This is a genomic window from Escherichia sp. XD33 (assembly GCF_019375075.1).
GTDB lineage: Bacteria > Pseudomonadota > Gammaproteobacteria > Enterobacterales > Enterobacteriaceae > Enterobacter > Enterobacter flexneri_A.
This window is the reverse complement of sequence record NZ_JAENDM010000066.1, coordinates 1-17996: the sequence shown is the minus strand read 5'-3', so window position 1 is coordinate 17996 and position 17996 is coordinate 1. Positions and strand designations below refer to the sequence as shown.

Annotated in this window: 23 protein-coding genes and 1 tRNA gene; 11 read left to right on the top strand and 13 right to left on the bottom strand. The window is 42.4% G+C overall.

The annotated features are described in order from the left end of the window. The coding region (locus tag K0778_RS22670; protein ID WP_024169623.1) for an IS1 family transposase at positions 1-225 on the top strand (225 nt) is incomplete at its 5' end. Positions 226-320: 95 nt separating this feature from the next. Next, a complete protein-coding gene (locus tag K0778_RS22665; protein ID WP_000737280.1) occupies positions 321-1418 on the top strand; it encodes a porin in 1098 nt (365 codons plus the stop codon). A 189-nt stretch (positions 1419-1607) separates the two neighbouring features. On the opposite strand, the gene quuD is transcribed toward K0778_RS22665, so the two are convergent. After that, entirely contained in the window at positions 1608-1991 is a 384-nt protein-coding gene (gene quuD, locus K0778_RS22660) for an antitermination protein QuuD (protein WP_001204791.1), read from the bottom strand. Between the two features lie 141 nt (positions 1992-2132). Here quuD and K0778_RS22655 point away from each other — a divergent pair, with 141 nt between their 5' ends. The 6 genes from K0778_RS22655 (at position 2133) to K0778_RS22635 (ending at position 4579) form a co-directional block, all read left to right on the top strand. Further along, entirely contained in the window at positions 2133-2282 is a 150-nt protein-coding gene (locus K0778_RS22655; RefSeq protein ID WP_000951352.1) for a DUF1382 family protein, read from the top strand. 76 nt (positions 2283-2358) lie between these two features. Continuing rightward, positions 2359-2574 carry a hypothetical protein gene (locus tag K0778_RS22650; protein WP_000188870.1) on the top strand — a complete coding sequence of 72 codons (216 nt, stop codon included), beginning with the start codon at positions 2359-2361 and terminating at the stop codon, positions 2572-2574. 98 nt (positions 2575-2672) lie between these two features. Next, a complete protein-coding gene (locus tag K0778_RS22645; protein WP_000763390.1) occupies positions 2673-2891 on the top strand; it encodes a TraR/DksA family transcriptional regulator in 219 nt (72 codons plus the stop codon). A gap of 47 nt (positions 2892-2938) precedes the next feature. Then, positions 2939-3217 carry a DUF4222 domain-containing protein gene (locus K0778_RS22640; protein WP_000488407.1) on the top strand — a complete coding sequence of 93 codons (279 nt, stop codon included), beginning with the start codon at positions 2939-2941 and terminating at the stop codon, positions 3215-3217. After that, positions 3189-3539 carry a helix-turn-helix domain-containing protein gene (locus tag K0778_RS27845; RefSeq protein WP_071688186.1) on the top strand — a complete coding sequence of 117 codons (351 nt, stop codon included), beginning with the start codon at positions 3189-3191 and terminating at the stop codon, positions 3537-3539. Before K0778_RS22640 ends, K0778_RS27845 begins: the two co-directional genes overlap by 29 nt. Beyond that, a complete protein-coding gene (locus K0778_RS22635) occupies positions 3461-4579 on the top strand; it encodes a site-specific integrase (protein WP_224628705.1) in 1119 nt (372 codons plus the stop codon). Before K0778_RS27845 ends, K0778_RS22635 begins: the two co-directional genes overlap by 79 nt. Positions 4580-4593: 14 nt before the next feature. Here K0778_RS22635 and K0778_RS22630 read toward each other — a convergent pair. Further along, positions 4594-4705, bottom strand: a tRNA-Ser gene (locus K0778_RS22630). A 25-nt stretch (positions 4706-4730) separates the two neighbouring features. Between K0778_RS22630 and K0778_RS22625 the strand changes: the two genes are divergently transcribed. Genes K0778_RS22625 through K0778_RS22615 form a run of 3 tightly spaced genes read left to right on the top strand, consistent with a single transcriptional unit; the run spans position 4731 to position 6918 of the window. Further along, on the top strand, positions 4731-5804 hold the full coding sequence (locus tag K0778_RS22625; protein WP_000201382.1) for a site-specific integrase: 1074 nt from the start codon (positions 4731-4733) through the stop codon (positions 5802-5804). A 9-nt stretch (positions 5805-5813) separates the two neighbouring features. Then, positions 5814-6704 (top strand): hypothetical protein, encoded by an 891-nt coding sequence (locus K0778_RS22620; RefSeq protein WP_032299471.1) that lies wholly within the window; start codon positions 5814-5816, stop codon positions 6702-6704. After that, a complete protein-coding gene (locus K0778_RS22615; RefSeq protein WP_001039069.1) occupies positions 6691-6918 on the top strand; it encodes an antitoxin VbhA family protein in 228 nt (75 codons plus the stop codon). The genes K0778_RS22620 and K0778_RS22615 overlap by 14 nt, the downstream gene beginning before the upstream one ends. A 224-nt stretch (positions 6919-7142) precedes the next feature. Here K0778_RS22615 and K0778_RS22610 read toward each other — a convergent pair whose 3' ends face one another. From K0778_RS22610 to K0778_RS22560, 11 genes are all read right to left on the bottom strand, one after another. Further along, positions 7143-8396 carry a hypothetical protein gene (locus tag K0778_RS22610; RefSeq protein WP_000042049.1) on the bottom strand — a complete coding sequence of 418 codons (1254 nt, stop codon included), beginning with the start codon at positions 8394-8396 and terminating at the stop codon, positions 7143-7145. Between the two features lie 613 nt (positions 8397-9009). After that, the gene (locus tag K0778_RS22605; RefSeq protein ID WP_224628701.1) at positions 9010-10131 is read right to left on the bottom strand and encodes a hypothetical protein; all 1122 of its coding nucleotides are present in this window, start codon (positions 10129-10131) and stop codon (positions 9010-9012) included. A gap of 195 nt (positions 10132-10326) precedes the next feature. Continuing rightward, positions 10327-11604: a DUF2254 domain-containing protein gene (locus tag K0778_RS22600; protein WP_000625667.1), complete on the bottom strand. Its 1278-nt coding sequence runs from the start codon at positions 11602-11604 to the stop codon at positions 10327-10329. 63 nt (positions 11605-11667) lie between these two features. Then, positions 11668-13665: a choline BCCT transporter BetT gene (locus K0778_RS22595; RefSeq protein WP_001676522.1), complete on the bottom strand. Its 1998-nt coding sequence runs from the start codon at positions 13663-13665 to the stop codon at positions 11668-11670. A 347-nt stretch (positions 13666-14012) separates the two neighbouring features. After that, the gene (locus K0778_RS22590; protein WP_000796434.1) at positions 14013-14225 is read right to left on the bottom strand and encodes a hypothetical protein; all 213 of its coding nucleotides are present in this window, start codon (positions 14223-14225) and stop codon (positions 14013-14015) included. Positions 14226-14294: 69 nt separating this feature from the next. Beyond that, a complete protein-coding gene (gene trbL, locus K0778_RS22585) occupies positions 14295-15689 on the bottom strand; it encodes a P-type conjugative transfer protein TrbL (protein ID WP_032299469.1) in 1395 nt (464 codons plus the stop codon). A 2-nt stretch (positions 15690-15691) separates the two neighbouring features. Further along, on the bottom strand, positions 15692-15865 hold the full coding sequence (locus K0778_RS22580) for a hypothetical protein (RefSeq protein WP_163450576.1): 174 nt from the start codon (positions 15863-15865) through the stop codon (positions 15692-15694). Positions 15866-15876: 11 nt separating this feature from the next. Next, complete coding sequence (gene trbJ, locus K0778_RS22575) at positions 15877-16671, bottom strand: P-type conjugative transfer protein TrbJ (protein ID WP_024220864.1); 795 nt, start codon at positions 16669-16671, stop codon at positions 15877-15879. Positions 16672-16752: 81 nt separating this feature from the next. After that, positions 16753-17106: a conjugal transfer transcriptional regulator TraJ gene (gene traJ / locus K0778_RS22570; protein ID WP_000218773.1), complete on the bottom strand. Its 354-nt coding sequence runs from the start codon at positions 17104-17106 to the stop codon at positions 16753-16755. A gap of 283 nt (positions 17107-17389) precedes the next feature. Continuing rightward, entirely contained in the window at positions 17390-17671 is a 282-nt protein-coding gene (locus K0778_RS22565) for a hypothetical protein (protein WP_029380176.1), read from the bottom strand. A gap of 100 nt (positions 17672-17771) precedes the next feature. Beyond that, on the bottom strand, positions 17772-17996 hold a 225-nt coding region (locus K0778_RS22560; RefSeq protein ID WP_024169623.1), incomplete at its 5' end, for an IS1 family transposase.

Sequence of the window (17996 nt, the reverse complement as noted above, 5' to 3'; positions counted from 1 at the left end):
GAGGTCGTGGTATGGATGACGGATGGCTGGCCGCTGTATGAATCCCGCCTGAAGGGAAAGCTGCACGTAATCAGCAAGCGTTACACTCAGCGAATTGAGCGGCATAACCTGAATCTGAGACAACATCTGGCAAGGCTGGGACGGAAGTCACTGTCGTTCTCAAAATCGGTGGAGCTGCATGACAAAGTCATCGGGCATTATCTGAACATAAAACACTATCAATAAGTTGGAGTCATTACCGAAATAATCACATTGATTAGATGAATATTTATCGCGCAGTGACATCATTTTTTAATAATAGTTCAAAAAAAGGGCTCACGATGAAAAAATTAACAGTGGCAATTTCTGCTGTAGCTGCATCAGTACTGATGGCGATGTCTGCTCAGGCAGCTGAAATTTATAATAAAGACAGTAACAAGCTGGATCTGTACGGGAAAGTTAATGCTAAGCACTACTTCTCCTCTAATGATGCAGATGATGGTGATACTACTTATGCCCGTCTTGGCTTCAAAGGTGAAACCCAAATCAACGATCAACTGACTGGTTTCGGTCAGTGGGAATATGAATTCAAAGGCAACCGCGCTGAATCTCAAGGTTCCTCCAAAGATAAAACCCGTCTTGCCTTCGCTGGCCTGAAATTCGGTGACTACGGCTCCATCGATTACGGCCGTAACTACGGTGTAGCATACGACATCGGTGCGTGGACTGACGTCCTGCCAGAATTCGGTGGTGACACTTGGACTCAAACCGACGTGTTCATGACTCAACGTGCAACTGGTGTTGCAACCTATCGTAACAACGACTTCTTTGGTCTGGTTGATGGTCTGAACTTTGCTGCTCAGTACCAAGGCAAAAACGATCGTAGCGATTTCGATAACTACACCGAAGGTAACGGTGATGGCTTCGGTTTCTCTGCTACCTATGAATACGAAGGATTCGGTATCGGTGCAACTTATGCGAAATCTGATCGTACCGACACTCAAGTTAATGCAGGGAAAGTTCTTCCTGAAGTATTTGCTTCCGGTAAAAATGCAGAAGTTTGGGCCGCAGGTCTGAAATATGACGCTAACAACATTTACCTGGCCACTACCTATTCTGAAACCCAGAATATGACTGTATTTGCTGATCACTTCGTTGCTAATAAAGCCCAAAACTTCGAAGCTGTTGCACAATATCAGTTCGATTTCGGTCTGCGTCCGTCCGTTGCTTACCTGCAATCTAAAGGTAAGGATCTTGGAGTATGGGGCGATCAGGACTTAGTCAAATATGTTGATGTAGGTGCAACCTATTACTTCAACAAAAATATGTCTACTTTCGTTGATTACAAAATCAACCTGCTTGACAAAAATGACTTCACTAAAGCACTCGGTGTAAGCACTGATGACATCGTTGCTGTAGGTCTGGTTTACCAGTTCTAATCTGATTACGAAAAAGATATGTTGCGGGAGGCGTTGCCTCCCCAACATATAAGTGGCTCCCTCAAGCCACTTCCTTTAGAAGCACAACCTTGCTTCTAACTATATAAACCTTCTGTTATATATTACCCTTTATTTTTGGGGGCGTCTCAACGCCCCATTTTTAATAATTTTTAGTAAACAACTGGCATATTAATTAGAGTTATTAACAACGATATCCATCTCTAACCGGATATCTAATGCCATTAACATCCCTTCAATTATACCCTCAGCCTTCTGTAACCTTTTCCCGATATAACCATCAGAGCAGCAATGCTTACCTGCCAGTGACATGAATGTCATACCGACTACATAATAATCTACTAATAAATCGTGCAAATCGCTGTTGTTCTTTTTCAGACGGGCCATGCACCCGCAAATGATCATCGCGTCATCGTCACAACATTGCGGGCGAGATTTTACTTTTGAAGTAATTAATCCCTTAAAACCGGCGGCAATGGACGACCAGGTCACATCTTCATGATTATTAGCCGCCCACGCTCCCCAACGCTCAAGAACCATCTGAATATCACGCATCAACTTACTCCACAAAAATCAGACCAGAACGCCAATTACAAGCAAAAATCAACAAAACAGTATTAGTTGATTGTTATCTCTGACTTCATACTCCTGCTCCTGTCAGGGTTTTGGCGTAATTCTTCAGTATTCGGTATCGAGATGGCACATAGCCTCGCTCAAATTGGAGTCAGGTTTGTGCCAATACCAGTAGAAACAGACGAAGAATTTCATACGTTAGCCGCATCCCTTTCACAAAAGCTGGAAATGATGGTGGCGAAAGCAGAAGCAGATGAGAGAGACCAGGTATGACAACCACTGAATGCATTTTTCTGGCAGCGGGCTTCATATTCTGTGTGCTTATGCTTGCCGACATGGGACTTGTTCAATGACACCTCAGCAGGAAAACGCCCTTCGCAGCATTGCCCGTCAGGCTAATTCTGAAATCAAAAAAGCCAGACAGCAGTTTCCGGATAAAAACGTCGATGACATTTGCCGTAGCGTACTTAAGAAGCACCGCGAAACGGTAACGCTGATGGGATTCACACCGACTCATTTAAGCCTGGCGATCGGCATGTTAAACGGCGTCTTTAAGGAACGGTGAACATGAAAAGCAAAATCATCAGGGAGCTACAGGCTCCTTTTTTATTGTTCGCATTCATCCTCAAGCGTATTAACCAACAATTCAGGGATTAATGGAAGATGGCAGACATCATTGATTCAGCATCAGAAATCGAAGAATTACAGCGCAATACAGCAATAAAAATGCGTCGTCAGAACTACCAGACTGTATCCGCAACTCATTGTTGTGAGTGTGGCGATCCGATAGATGAGCGAAGACGCCTGGCTGTTCAGGGTTGTCGGACTTGTGCAAGTTGCCAGGAGGAGATCGAACTTAAGAACAAACAATGGGGACTGTGATGGCCTCAAAGCAGCAAATTTCAACATCGTCCAACTGGGGTGTAAAAATGTTCAGAATCATTTTTCCTAACACCTGGTACGTCGACCACCACGGCACTCCCTGCAAAATCCTGCGTTCTACCCACAACAAAGTTCACTACATCCGAAAAGGCAGAACATGTATCGCCAGCATGTTCCGCTTTAATCATGACTTTGAACCTGTGAATAAAGCTGATGCAGATCGGATAGCAGAAGAGATCGAAACGGCAGAACACATTAAGAAGTTACGTGACATGCGTTCAAAAAGCAGAGGTAACCATGGAATCATACAGCCTCACACTCGATGAGGCCTGTCAGTTTCTTAAGATATCCAGACCAACCGCCACCAACTGGATACGAACAGGCCGCCTACAGGCAACACGTAAAGATCCAACCAAGCCAAAATCTCCTTACCTCACAACACGGCAAGCCTGCATTGCGGCGCTTCAGTCTCCGCTGCATACTGTCCAGGTGAGCGCGGGTGATGGCATAACAGAGGAAAGAAAATGTCACTCTTCCGCAGAAGTGAAATATGGTACGCCAGTTTCACATTGCCGAACGGTAAAAGATTTAAACAGTCTCTTGGAACAAAGGACAAAAGGCAGGCGACAGAGCTCCATGACAAGCTAAAGGCTGAAGCATGGCGGGTCAGCAAACTTGGTGAAATACCTGATATGACGTTTGAGGAAGCGTGTGTCAGGTGGCTCGAAGAGAAAGCACATAAGAAATCACTGGACGATGACAAAAGCCGGATCGGATTCTGGCTTCAACATTTCGCAGGAATGCAACTAAGAGACATTACTGAATCAAAAATTTATTCAGCAATGCAGAAAATGACGAACCGGCGTCATGAGGAAAACTGGAAACTCAGGGCAGAAGCATGCAGAAAAAAAGGGAAACCAGTTCCAGAATACACGCCAAAACCAGCGTCCGTTGCAACGAAGGCAACGCATCTTTCATTTATAAAGGCCCTGCTAAGAGCCGCAGAGCGTGAATGGAAAATGCTGGATAAGGCACCAATTATTAAAGTGCCTCAACCAAAGAATAAACGGATCCGCTGGCTGGAGCCTCATGAAGCACAAAGGCTGATTGATGAATGTCCGGAGCCATTAAAGTCTGTTGTTGAATTTGCACTTGCAACAGGCTTAAGACGCTCGAACATCATCAACCTTGAATGGCAACAAATAGATATGCAGCGCCGGGTGGCATGGATAAACCCGGAAGAGAGTAAATCAAACCGCGCAATCGGCGTTGCGCTGAATGATACTGCATGTCGCGTTTTGAAAAAACAAATCGGGAATCATCACCGTTGGGTATTTGTGTACAAGGAAAGCTGTACCAAACCAGACGGAACGAAAGCGCCAACAGTAAGGAAGATGCGGTATGACGCAAACACAGCCTGGAAAGCGGCGCTGAGACGGGCTGGTATTGATGATTTCAGATTTCACGACTTGAGACACACCTGGGCAAGTTGGCTGGTTCAAGCCGGAGTCCCGTTGTCAGTGTTACAGGAAATGGGAGGCTGGGAGTCTATCGAAATGGTTCGTCGATATGCTCACCTTGCACCTAATCACCTTACCGAACACGCACGGCAAATAGACTCGATCCTGAACCCATCGGTCCCAAATTTGTCCCAGTCAAAAAATAAGGAAGGTACTAATGATGTGTAACTTATTGATTTAAATGGTGCCGATAATAGGAGTCGAACCTACGACCTTCGCATTACGAATGCGTAAATTGATCTTGTAAAATCAATACCTATCGAATTTAAATGGATTTTTTGCCACAATATTGCCACAGTTCGTTAGGAATCAGACAGAAATGGCGACTATACGCAAACGTGGTAACTACCAATGGGAAGCTCAAATCCGTAAACGAGGTTTTCCCTCTCAAACCAAAACCTTTAACACCAAAGTAGAAGCAGAAGCTTGGGCCAAAATGATCGAGTCAGAAATGGCGAGAGGAGTTTGGCTTAGCCGCAGCGAAGCGGAATCTACGACATTGTATGAAGCCCTAACGCGATATGAAAAAGAGATTGTTCCCGACAAAAAAGGGGCAGTGCAAGACCGATCATTGGTGCGGATACTAAAAGGCACTCAGCTGGCGAAAAACTATATGGCCAGCATCAGGAGTGCCGATGTCGCCAAGCTGAGAGATGAATGGTTGAAAATCTATGCCCCTGCAACCGTTTTAAGGCGTTTGGCCTTACTTTCTCATGTATTCAACGTTTCGCGGAAAGAATGGGGCATGGAGAGCCTGCTGAACCCCGTAGAGGCCATTCGCAAACCTCAACCCAAGAACTCCAGGACCAGACGCCTGGAAGCGCTGCCTGTAGTTTCTGAGAAAACCGGTGTTACGTCAGGAAAGGAAATAGCCAACGAGATCGAACATATCATCGCCGCAACACATTCATTAGTATTGCCAGCAATCATTCTTCTGGCGTTAGAGACAGCCATGCGCCGTAGCGAAATCGCAGAGCTTCGATGGCGCTTTATCGATCTTGATCGGCGAGTTGCACATCTGCCGGATACTAAGAATGGTAATGCCCGCGATGTCCCTTTATCAACGAAAGCCATCACGATACTGTCCAGTCTCAAGGAACATTCTAAGCCAGCTGCTGATAAGGTTTTTGATATGCGTGCAGACGCGATTACCCGAGCTTTTGACCGAGCTGTAAAACGAGCCAGAGAACGATACGAGAAAACAAACTCATTATGTGATGAATCATTCCTTAAAGATTTAAGATTTCATGACCTTCGACATGAAGCAACTTCTCGACTTGCTGAAATTTTCCCTATGCATGAACTGACCAAAATTACAGGACATAAAGATCCAAGAATGCTAATGCGGTATTATCATCCAAAAGCTGAAGATTTGGCGTTAAAGTTGAAATAAGGACGTTGTATGGAATATAAAAATAAGTTGGTTGACGCATCATCCAAATTAAAAAACCCTCAACTATTGGCTATAATATACTTAATACCTTTTGGATACTTGATTGTAGAAAACCCATTATGGCTAGAAAATATATACATTGCCGCTCCAATTTTTCTATCATCTATAGCTTTATTAACCAGTGTATACATAGGATATCGTGATTTATTAAATAAAGTATTTAATAATACAGTGGTTAAGTGGGGCGTAACTGGCTTTACATATTCAGTATGCTTATGGATCGCAAAGTTTAAGCTTGACATAGCTTATGGTATAGCCCCAGAAAATCTTAATTACTCAACATTAGCTTATGCTTTCATGCTCTCATTTCCAATAGGAGCAATGATTTGTGCAACTACAGTCTATATATACATATTTTTGCGAGATGTATCCCCAGCAAAAATAGTAATATCCTCTATGATTTCAGTATATATTGGAAACTTGGCTCAACATCATATACAGGTGAACAATCTTCCTGAAAAAATAATATTAATAGGACTCATAATTATGGTCCCCTATAACATGGTCAATCTAGCCAGTTCATTAGTTATTAAAAGGAAATTTAATTTTAATCGTTTAGTATCAGGCTTATCCCTTTTTGCTGTGTCAGTTGCTCTTTTTATTATTAGCATGACAGCAATGAAATATATTGAAAGATTTCAAGAAAAGTTTATTTTTCTTGATGCAAGAACATCTACGACATGTGGTAGCCCAGAAAGCAAATCTCTTTATATTGAAAAAAATGAAAATCAGTGTTATAAAATATCAGGAAATAAATTCTCGGAGTTAAGACTAACTCTTGTAGATAAAAACATCCCGAATATAAATAATAAGGGCACTTCAACTTATGAACAAAAATAACCCTGCTAATTCATTTTCTATAGAAGCAAGGAAAGAAGCTTTTCGGAGAGCTGAAGCCAGTCTTTTTTTATCAAGTAAAGATCCCAAAGGCTCCTCATTTTTTAATGAAATAAAAAATAAGGTAATCAATGGAGAGCTAACCTATGAAGAGGCAAAGAGAGAAGTGTTAAATCATCACATTGAACAATCTAAAAATAAAATTAAAAAAGGCTAACATCCAGTTAGCTGTATTAGCTCAGGCTCGAACTGACAGTTTGCGTAGGCAAAATGCAACCAAATCTGACAGTCTGCTTTGAGCGAGAAGCGGGCCTTTCGACAACCATATTTAGATGAATAGTGGGCTAGGAATACTTTAGCAATTACATTGCTAATATCAATATAAGTAGTAGATTCAAAAAAAATAAGCCACCTAAAAAGCATGGCTTAATTGCAAATAAATTACATTTTATCAATTTCAGAAATGATCCTATCAATTTCATCAATGCTTGCTTGAATTGTTAGATTATTTTTTATTATCTCAAGTAATTCTATTGCTCTTCTTTTGGGCCTTGATGACACCAGTTCTGAATTTGCTCTTTCATTCTCCACGAACAACCGTGAGAGAGCCATCAATTGATTACTATTTAACACATCTAAAAATGGTTGAAGTACTAAATGTGCATCAGATCTTCCCCAGTAATTCCCCACCCAAACAGTAAGTATTTCTTGATATACATCTTCAAAAGCAATAGATGGAACATGAGGTCCAAATTGTATAAGTGCCTTGGCTGCTCTTTCTTCATCATTCCAGCCGTAAGATGTATCCTTAGCTTTAGCTAGCTGTTTAACCGCATGTCTGTATAAACTTGCCCTAGCAGCATCAGGTATAAATTTCACACCATTAACTTTTACTAAAGTCTCTAAAATTCTTATTTTTGCTCCTTTATCCTCACTTGTATCCGATTCGGGCTCCAGCATAAATGAGTGATATCTTTCCCCCGCTGTTTTTTTAAGGTCATCATTAGATCTTTCCCATGCTTGTTCAAACAACTTGCTAGCATTAACATAAGCAGGATTTTCCCCCTTAGTTATTAAATCCAATAAAAATCCAAATGTTATTCTTATATCAGCTTGCTTAAATGCTCTTATTTGATCTTTAAGTAAGTCTATGCTCTCAATTGATAGTTCAGATTTTTTTATGGGTTCAAATAATCCAGATGGCGAATGTCCAGGGTCTGGCATATCAGATTCGAATAAATTCTTCTGGAGCATAAGAGCCAAAGCAAACACATCCTCAGACTCTACTTTACTATCACTTGCATGGGCTGGAGAGGCATGGTTTCTCATCCAATTGATCATTTCTAATGATTTTCCAGCTTTCTTATGCAGAACCCCTAATTTGGTGGCTCCACTTATTAGCACTAAATCATCTACACCTGACCATCTCTCGTTTATTGTTTCACCATCTTTATCATATTTTTTACGACCACTATCATCCTTTATTGCGGAAAGGAATAAGTCTAAACCATAAGCCTCAATTCGCCGCCTAAGATTATGAATGGATGCATTCCATATATCTAAAAGAGCATGATCAGGGAAGCCAGAATCTAACAACTTTCTAGCTTGCGAAAGGAATTCTATTTCAGTATTAACTGTTGCAGGAAAATTAGTTGTTGATGGCGAGCTTAATAAAACCGGGAGATTTTTTGACATTGAATTTCCTTTAAGTAAAAATTATAATCTATGTCTTTGTGAACAAATTTACACGATATTGTAACCTTGCAGGTGCAAGAAGTAGTGTTCAAATAAATACTTGAAGAGAAAAAATCCGCCATGACAAAGCTATACACTATTCCCAATTCTTAAAAAATTCAATATGTTTAAAAAATTAATTTTCAAAACTAGCATCCTAATACTCTAAACACACCTATATACAACTAAGGATATGAACAGTATCCTTTTATAGAAGGAGTCTGATCCCTACAGATTTAGAGATTTTAATGTTTGTTAACTTCCGCCTATGACACAGAGGTGCTGTTGCAGCCCTAAAAACCTTATGTTTTGTTCAAGTCAGAGCTATACGACGCATCGTCGAATTCAATGCCCAAGCAACGGATTGTGCTTGCCAGTTTCTTATGGTTCAACAGAGGTTCAATGATTAGTATGCTGTAAAGCAAATCTTCGAGACAAAACTTCTCTACCCCCCATGAAAAATTTCGGTTGAATTGCCTGGGTGATGTGTGCCGGATAGCTCCAACTCGAGACTGAAGCATGAAGTCTTTACTATGAAAATTAGCAGACTGTATACGCAGCCTGCTAGTTTATGTTAGAGCTTATAAAGTTCAATTAATCTGGATTTTTCTCTGTCAAATTCTTCATCAAGATTTGAGAAGTCTGGAAGTGTAACCATTAAATCCTTAAGTTGATGAATAACATTCCAGACATCGTAATGAATAAAGGGATTTAAGCCAATTACATTCCCCTCATCATTATTTTTAGATTTCCCTACACCACACAATTTGATGAATTTGTTGATTGCAGTTGTTTCATTCCAGTCCGAGACAAAAAGAAGCAAGGCAGATACAGCCAAAAGGGGGTTATTTTTTTTAACAGCGGATATACCCCTGATTTTCCTAAAAAGAAATTCGTGATGCCTGGTTATTTTTTGTGCAACTCTTATCGTTGCTTCATATTTTTCTTTAAGCAACCTTCTATCATAAACCTGATAACCTCGATCTCGTGCTACTAATCGATGTGCTTGTTTAGTAAATGTGGTACTATTCACAAGATTATAGAAAACAGAATTATTTTCATTAGTCATGTCGATCATCAATGATGGATATTTGAATCTTAACGAACGATACACTTCATCGTTTATATCAAACCAAGATTTATTTTTCCTCTCTTCATCTACAATATATTTACTTTCTCCCTTACGGGAATACATGCTGGCCCTTATTAGATTGATCATGTGAGGGCTATAGTTAACAGAAAAAGTGCCTGACTGGCGTAATTCTGTAAACCATTGCCGCATGTTTCGAATATCTTCCTGATTGAACTCATCATGTTCAATACCTCTACATACAAGCTCGCGAATTATACTTGTAATCTCAGAACCTGAGGTGCCGAATTTTATAAAACCATCCCTTGATGAATCTATTTGCTTATCATCACCACTGTAATGATCGCAAAATACTTTGTGTGCATCAGTTCCGTTTTTTGTTCTAAACGAAAAATGAGATTGGCTGACTATCTTATTTGTTCTTTTCGAATAACCTTCTGAAACAACAATCGCACCGCTTACATTGCAAATTGGGCACTCTGCATCAAAGGCAACAAATTCCTTGAAATCACTGAAATTGAGTGCGTTATCTGATGAGTAATGGTTTAACAATTGAACCATGTCCAATTCCTTTTTGAATGTACGAGAATAGACCGTAATTGCCATTTGAACTCCCTTCATCATAATTTTGGTTGTATGAAATATTATCGCATAAAGATACTAATGAGCCAGTAATATAACTAGAAACGACTTTTTGTGGTTCAGCGAACTAGACGTCCGCTCCTGGCACAAAGCAGACGCCCACTCTCACGCGAATGCTTTGCCCTTGACTTGCCAACAACCGTATCGCTTGCTCCGCAACTATGGTTTTTTATTAGAATCTTCGCCACTAAATAAATTATAATAAATTGATTTTATTAGATATCTGTCAGAATCTATATGGTCAGCACGAGTAGCATGCTCTAATGTTTCAAATGCTAGGGTTTGTGCGGCTTCAGCAAAAATTCCAGGCCAACCCTTACTCAGCATCGACAGTCCTTTAAGTACCCTTATCTGAATTTCCCTCATACTGGCACCATCGCGCGCAACAGGTGAGAAAAAGTCTTCAAGTAGATCGTTATTCTGAAGTGGTGCAACATGTACAGAAGGATATTTCACTTCTATTTCATCAGATTTATTCTGCGCGTAAGCGGAAAGTATACGTACACCTCTGCCAATGACATCAATGGCGGTTCCAGGATCGTTCACTGCGGGGGAAAGGGCTCGGCAGGCTATTTCGGCCATGACGCTAAGACAAAATCGGGGGTCCTGAGCAAATGAACGTACATCCGAGACAATAATCGTCTCAAGTAAATCGGTGCTGATTGATGACTCCTGGCCCTGACTCAGGTACAAAACTGGCGTGGACGGATGTATGAAACTGCCCGGCTGCGCCACGAGGTATACATGACGGGGATCATTGGTCAGCAGCTTGCTGAGTTTCACCATATCAACATATTCAACATAGCCAATCTTTTTCGGATAAACTGCAACCGTTCCTTTCGGCTGTTCATTGTTCTCAAGCCATGGATATCCGCCGAGACAGGGATTTCTTGCTCTCGCAATAAATGTTTCGATGGCCGCCTGTTCTACTTTTGCCGTTGTCTCACCAACCCTCCCCAGAGAGGTCAAATGCTGTATCCAGCGAAGCAATGTGATGAGGATTAAGGCAATGACAACCAGTGTTACAATGAATAAAATGACTCTCCCCCTTTCTCCATAAGCTCCCATATTGAGGGCAATAATCCCTACCAGACTGAAGAGAAAAGAACCGATGAAGGTGGCCAGTACATTTTGTGTGGTGACGTCTTCAACAACTAAACGAGTAGCTCTGGGAGTCACATTAGTAGTGGCTGAACCGTAGGCTGTGACCATGATGCTCAGCGAAAATGTGGTCACTGCCAGCATACTCGATGCCAGTATGTTCAGAATGTTATCGACTGCTTCCGCACCAACCTTCACGGAAACCGACTCAGGTATCATTGATTTAAAAAGAATTGATAAAAGGGCCGTTATTATTGCGACAATTGCGAATAACGTTGCCCTGAACCATAGTTTTTTAAATGTCTGCTTCAGCATCCATTTCCAGCGTGAAATCATTCTGCATTCCCTCATATTGCAGCCGGGATAAATAAATGCCGCCTCTGTGGCGGCATGTTGCTGTTAACGAACCAGATGCAGGAAGTGCAGGTGTTTTTCGTACTGGTCCAGTATGTCATTAATCAGCTGTTCCTGATTCCAGCCCATTACATCATAATTTTGGCCGCCCTCTTTGAGATAGACTTCAGCGCGATAATATCGATGTTGTTCACTCTGCTGCTCATCATTATCCAGCGCAGCGAGCGCGAAGGTCGGTGAGTTATACCCGCGAAGCCTCACTTCATATATATAATTCAGCTCGTTGCCCAAATCGACTTCAAGGCGAATACGATCCTCGGCGGCGTCACTGATGTGGCTTATCGTTCCCTGCTTGTTAAGTTCCTCCTGAACCAGCGTCATGGCGGGTTGGATAATGTCGTCCATAAAACGTTTCACAAGAGAGCGCTTCGGCAAATACGCGATATTGCGTAACCTTCTCTGCCAGGGGATTGGGTTACGTGCAGCCGTAGGAGCAATAGTCGCCATGCTAAGGCTTTCACGCTTGGTCAAATCCCGACGCAGGGCTTTTAACAGTCCGTATATGGATATTAATAAGATAACTGAGAAGGGCAATGCACTCGCTATCGTTACGGTTTGCAACGCACTCAGCCCCCCTGCGATCAGCAGGGCAATAGCAACAACGCCCATGAGCGATGCCCAGAAAATTCGCTGCCAGACGGGCGTGTTTGCCACCCCACCTGATGCCAGAGTATCCACAACCATTGCCCCCGAATCAGCAGACGTTACAAAGAAGACGATGACCATCGCCATTGCAATGAATGACAGCACGGAAGAGAACGGGAAATGCTCCAGGAAATTAAACAGGGCAAGCGCAACATCCTGCTGAACGGTATTGGCGAGGTCAGTGGCGCCCTGGTTCATGATGAGATAGATGGCGCTGTTTCCAAACACCGTCATCCACATGAGCGTAAAGCCGGCGGGAACAAACAACACGCCAGTCACGAACTCACGAATTGTCCTGCCGCGGGAAACGCGTGCAATGAACATACCTACAAACGGCGACCATGAAAGCCACCATCCCCAGTATAATAATGTCCAGCCCCCCAGCCAGTTGCTCGACTTGGGTTCATACGCGTAAAGGTTGAACGTTTTACTCACCAGTTCCGACAGATAACCACCCGTATTTTCCACAAATGACTTCAGCAGAAGCACAGTGGGACCCAGGCACAAGACCAGCGCCAGGAGCAACACCGCCAGGCCCAGATTAAGCTCAGACAGGATGCGTATTCCCTTGTCCAGGCCGGACACCACCGAAATCGTCGCTAACCCCGTGATGACCACGATCAAAATGACCTGTACCGTTTCATTGATGGGCACGCCGAAAAGATGGTTCAAACCGGCATTCACCTGCAATACACCGTAACCCAGCGATGTTGCAACGCCAAAGACAGTGCCTATCACGGCGAAGATATCAACCGCGTGGCCTATAGGCCCGTAAATGCGATCGCCGATAATGGGATAGAGCGCAGAACGCAGCGTTAAAGGCAGACCGTGACGGTAACTGAAAAAGGCCAGAATCAGCGCCACGATGGCATAAATTGCCCATGCGTGCAGACCCCAGTGGAAGAACGTCAGGCGCATGGCTTCCTTCGCTGCCGCAACGGTCTCTGGAGTGCCGACAGGTGGCGAAAGATAATGCATCACAGGTTCGGCAACGCCAAAGAACATCAGGCCGATCCCCATCCCTGCCGAAAAAAGCATCGCGAACCAGGAGTGGTAGCTGAAATCAGGCTGCGCATGGTCTGGGCCCAGCTTTATATCACCGTAACGTGAGAGTCCAAGGAACGTGACGCTCAGTAAAATCAGGGCCACAGCAAGTATGTAGAACCAGCTGGCATTCGTGAAGATTTGTTGCTGAAGTAGTTTAAAATTTTTGTCGGCGACATCCGGGAATACGGCGGCAAAGGCGACAAGAAGGAAAATTAGCAAAGCAGATGTAAAGAATACCGCTTTGTTAATCTGGCTTGTAGACTTCTTTGGGGTTGTATCATTTTCACTCATAATCATTTATTCCATTAATTAAATTCGCACTGGATAGAAGGTACTACCTCTCACAGAGTAGCAAAGTTCAACTGGCTATGCGGGGTTAATCGGAATGCATGGTGGAATGAGTGCCGATACAAATCATCCTATATTCTAAGGAGTTTTAAGTTACTCAGCCTGCCAATTACTGGGGCATTTAATTTGTATGATCTGTATCAAAGCTGGGATATAAGTTAAGTGAAGTATATTAGGCACGAATTACCAGCGTCTGCTCTTGGCACAGAGCGGACTGTCAGCTTAGGTTAAGCCCTATGCAGTAAAAGTGTAAGATCAAGTTTGAGCTAATACAAGTTAGCCTCTTTTCACTAGTGAGCCATTTTATAGTCCCTTAATGCATTTTTAAGTAACTCAGTTTGCTCATAAGCATCATCATAATTATAAATTCCGGTAGCAGAATAATACTCTTCGATGCATAGAATATTTATCAATGGTTCACAAATCTCTTTAATAAACTCCTTGTTGTTATCGGCAAAAATAATTTTTATTCCTTCCAAAACAAAGCTATTATAATCAGCCATTATCCACCTCCTTACAGGTGTTTAGTGGAAGCGTCAGTTAACGTTACCGCGCTAACTGACGCGTCTAAATCAAGATTTTTTACTGCCAGTAAAACTATCACCCTCAAACTCATCCTGTTCGTGGTTACTCTGACGATCGGCTGTGTGTTTACGTATTTGATTCGCTATTTCCCCACCAACAGTCTGTTGTGTTCGGATAGAATTAGCACTTCCCTTCATCATCTGATACTCCGATGCTCCATTAGACAGCCCGCTCGCCATGTGAGAAGCCATGCGGCCAGCTCGTGAGAATGATGAAGCAAACCCCTGGCTTCCTCCGCTGACGCTACCTGTATTGCTCCCTGCAGAAGAACCACCGGAACCGCCTGATGGTTGTCCTCCAGAAGTATCTACGGAACCGGTATCTTCCCCGCCGCCAAATCCTCCACCTAAACCACCTTTATCACCAGAACCAGATTCTTCGGCCATCGCCGCTTGTGCAGATTCAAATGCTGCTTTTAGAGCGGAAGCACCACCACTGACTTGAGCTGTAGCGCTCATTGCCATTGCCCCAGCGCCACTGATTGCAGTAGTAGCAGCGCCAGTAATCATACCTGCTCCAAAACCACCGATCCCTTGTAAGGACGCTCCTCCAACAACGCCTGATAACAACAACGGTAATTTATTCGTCAATACTAAAAGAATAATTGACGCCAGAAGTAAAACAATAAGACTATTAAGATCAGGAATATCATTTTTAATAATAGAAAAATACTGATCTAAAAATGATTGCCCAATCCCAATGATTAATGTCATTGTAAATAATTGAATACCAATCGATAATACTGTGCGTAAGTAATTTATTGCTATATCAGAAGTCCATTTCGAGCCACCAAACCCAAGCAAAATAACTCCTGCATAACACAACACCCATGCAGAAACTAACATTATTAGCATATTTATCGCGATAAGCGCCATTACTACTAATACTATTATCGCGACGGTTATCATTATGGTCGAAATCATTGGAGACCAAATTGATGCCGCTGAACTGACCTTTGTTAATATCACAAAAGCTATATCAACTATGCTGGAGGGTGAAATACCAGTACTTGTTCCTAAAGCATTTGCTGCAAGTTGTCTCATTGAGTTAATTATAGATTGTGCTATGGCTGGGCCGTTGATTAAAAGATAATAAAAAAAACCTATCACGGCAAAAAAACGAACTATTTCTGCAAGTGCATTGATTAAACCTTCCCCTTGCATCGCCAACATACCAAATGTCCAAACCATACTGATTAATACCAGCCCCCAGAAGAGCCAATTCGCATAATCACCAATTACTAATGACCATGTGCTGGCTACTTGCTGAAACTTATCTAATAACGTATCAAGTAAACCGCTACTATCTAATTGACCAGCATAAGCATTTACAGAAAACAAAAAAATCATTCCCAAAAAAGTGAGTTTGCTTACTATTCTCATAATTACCATTCTCGCTTAGGGCTAGGATTGTTATTACTGCGCAGGGCACATTTATCGTAGCTATGTTCGTTCAATTTATTCTCTGGCGTCGATAAACAATCGTCATCTTTTTTATCACAAGAGCATAGAATCAATGGAATGATTAGAATAAAAATGACCAAAAGTTTATCTTTCATTCAGCTATCCCTCACCAAATTCGCTTCGGGCTTGGTGTGTTCTCGCCAGCTAACGCTTTTTCATCAGCAACTATTTGTTGGGCCTCTTTATCGGTCTGAGCCAGCGCCAGTGTTGCTGCAGCGTTTTGTTGAGCTATCAGAAGCGAGCGGATTTGCAGCAGCTGGTTTGTTTGAGCACTGGCAAGCTGGTTAGCGGCCTGAATAGCTTCCATTTGCCCTTGCGCGCCGGTTGCCTGAGTTTGCAAATCTGTCAGGTTATCAGCATCGCTTTGCAGTGTTTCCTGCTGTTGATCGAGAGCCTTAAACACGGCGTCGTTCGCCTTTTTACGTGCCTCAGAGTTGTTCTGTTCAGCTTTACGCAGTGCGCTGATTTCATCCGCAGTACATTCAACATTACTGTTAAAGCACGGCGATGAGCGGTAGTAATTCACGTCCTGATAACGTTTCAGATATGAATCCAGACTACCGGCCTGATTTTTGTAGTAATTAAGGGTGTCCTGCGCCTGCAACAATTTGTTGATGGTCGAATTGGCCTGATCCCAGATATAGGCTGCAGGCGCGACTGTATTTTTGAGCATGTTTTCATACTGCTGCAGCTGCGTCTGGTACTGCTGGATCTGTTTAGCCACAGCCTGAACGTTATTGACTGCGCTGATTGTGGTCTGCACCACATTAGTACCATCGATGACAGGGATACCGGCTGTCGCCGGTAATGCCATGATGGATGCCAGGAAGGAAGCTGCTAAAGATTTTTTAGCTGCTAAAATCCCTCTCAGTGATGAAAATACTAGGAGCATTAACTTCATTTGCCCACCTTAATTTTAACTGATTATTGATATTGAAAACTCGTACTTTTAACAGATACAGATATTTAGGAAGCCATAAATTTATTTATCCAAGATTCTATCCATAATATTTCTTAGTTCTTGTCTGGTTGATTCTATTTTAGCAAGCAACGTTTTTATTAATGAGGGTGAAAAATCAACTGTGCGTGGATCGTTAGCTAACCACAGTTTAAGTAACCCACCAAGTCGACCAAGATCAGCATTTACTCGGCTAAGCTCTACAACCTGATCAATATCTACAATAGACTCAACCTGATAACCCATTGCTACTTTACGAATGAAACTCGCTACACTTAAGCCAGATGCTTCTGCATTTTCCTGTATTTGCGCTTTTTCATCTGGCAAACAATAAACTTTAATTGGTGTACTATTTTTTCTAGTCTGAGAAACGGTCATATCATTCTCCATACAGGCGGTAGCCGATCAGCCTCGCAGAGCAGGACTCCATTGAGCAGCCCAGCTGCGAATAAGGGAAGGTAAAGTAGAAGCGCCGTTTACGGTGGGCCTACTTTACATGTCCTGCCCCACTGTTGCCGTTGTATATCTGTGTACCCATTGTGTATTTCGGTGTAAGCAGTGTGTTTTTTTGATGTATTTCTGCAGGTTTATTCATATATTAAGTGTGTAATATATGTGTTTTCTGAAAGGAAACTGATTTAAATACCAAAATTTAAGATAATTATTCTTTCGGTTTTATCTTCGGTGGCCTACCTCGTTTCTTTTGAACCATTTCAGCACGCTGCATTAAATCGCGGTTTTCCAGCTCTGATTCAACAGAATTATCTATCCACTCTTTAACATCTTCTCGACGCCACAAAAGTCGCTTATTGCCAGGAAGACGGCATCTGGGAGGGAGGCATTTAGGGTTCCGAGTTGCATCACTACGGATACTTTTCACTGTTTTCTTCAAAGCAAAAGCTAACTCTTCGACGGTTATAAGTTCAGGCATAACTGGTTTCATAGCAGAACCTATCTCTCAGAAAATATTTTCAGGATTTTAGCCGCTATAATTTTAGCCGCTAAATTTTGCAAACCAACGTTAAGAAGGTAATGACTCCAACTTATTGATAGTGTTTTATGTTCAGATAATGCCCGATGACTTTGTCATGCAGCTCCACCGATTTTGAGAACGACAGTGACTTCCGTCCCAGCCTTGCCAGATGTTGTCTCAGATTCAGGTTATGCCGCTCAATTCGCTGAGTGTAACGCTTGCTGATTACGTGCAGCTTTCCCTTCAGGCGGGATTCATACAGCGGCCAGCCATCCGTCATCCATACCACGACCTC

Bases quoted from the DNA above. Each gene is read 5' to 3' on its own strand.
- K0778_RS22590 (WP_000796434.1), bottom strand. From the start codon at position 14,225: ATGGCTGATTATAATAGCTTTGTTTTGGAAGGAATAAAAATTATTTTT.
- K0778_RS22610 (WP_000042049.1), bottom strand. From the start codon at position 8,396: ATGTCAAAAAATCTCCCGGTTTTATTAAGCTCGCCATCAACAACTAAT.
- K0778_RS22625 (WP_000201382.1), top strand. From the start codon at position 4,731: ATGGCGACTATACGCAAACGTGGTAACTACCAATGGGAAGCTCAAATC.
- K0778_RS22580 (WP_163450576.1), bottom strand. From the start codon at position 15,865: ATGAAAGATAAACTTTTGGTCATTTTTATTCTAATCATTCCATTGATT.
- trbL (WP_032299469.1), bottom strand. From the start codon at position 15,689: ATGAGAATAGTAAGCAAACTCACTTTTTTGGGAATGATTTTTTTGTTT.
- K0778_RS22595 (WP_001676522.1), bottom strand. From the start codon at position 13,665: ATGAGTGAAAATGATACAACCCCAAAGAAGTCTACAAGCCAGATTAAC.
- K0778_RS22650 (WP_000188870.1), top strand. From the start codon at position 2,359: ATGACACCTCAGCAGGAAAACGCCCTTCGCAGCATTGCCCGTCAGGCT.
- K0778_RS22605 (WP_224628701.1), bottom strand. From the start codon at position 10,131: ATGGCAATTACGGTCTATTCTCGTACATTCAAAAAGGAATTGGACATG.
- K0778_RS22645 (WP_000763390.1), top strand. From the start codon at position 2,673: ATGGCAGACATCATTGATTCAGCATCAGAAATCGAAGAATTACAGCGC.
- K0778_RS22655 (WP_000951352.1), top strand. From the start codon at position 2,133: ATGGCACATAGCCTCGCTCAAATTGGAGTCAGGTTTGTGCCAATACCA.
- K0778_RS27845 (WP_071688186.1), top strand. From the start codon at position 3,189: ATGGAATCATACAGCCTCACACTCGATGAGGCCTGTCAGTTTCTTAAG.
- trbJ (WP_024220864.1), bottom strand. From the start codon at position 16,671: ATGAAGTTAATGCTCCTAGTATTTTCATCACTGAGAGGGATTTTAGCA.
- K0778_RS22665 (WP_000737280.1), top strand. From the start codon at position 321: ATGAAAAAATTAACAGTGGCAATTTCTGCTGTAGCTGCATCAGTACTG.
- K0778_RS22565 (WP_029380176.1), bottom strand. From the start codon at position 17,671: ATGAAACCAGTTATGCCTGAACTTATAACCGTCGAAGAGTTAGCTTTT.
- quuD (WP_001204791.1), bottom strand. From the start codon at position 1,991: ATGCGTGATATTCAGATGGTTCTTGAGCGTTGGGGAGCGTGGGCGGCT.
- K0778_RS22615 (WP_001039069.1), top strand. From the start codon at position 6,691: ATGAACAAAAATAACCCTGCTAATTCATTTTCTATAGAAGCAAGGAAA.
- traJ (WP_000218773.1), bottom strand. From the start codon at position 17,106: ATGACCGTTTCTCAGACTAGAAAAAATAGTACACCAATTAAAGTTTAT.
- K0778_RS22620 (WP_032299471.1), top strand. From the start codon at position 5,814: ATGGAATATAAAAATAAGTTGGTTGACGCATCATCCAAATTAAAAAAC.
- K0778_RS22640 (WP_000488407.1), top strand. From the start codon at position 2,939: ATGTTCAGAATCATTTTTCCTAACACCTGGTACGTCGACCACCACGGC.
- K0778_RS22600 (WP_000625667.1), bottom strand. From the start codon at position 11,604: ATGATTTCACGCTGGAAATGGATGCTGAAGCAGACATTTAAAAAACTA.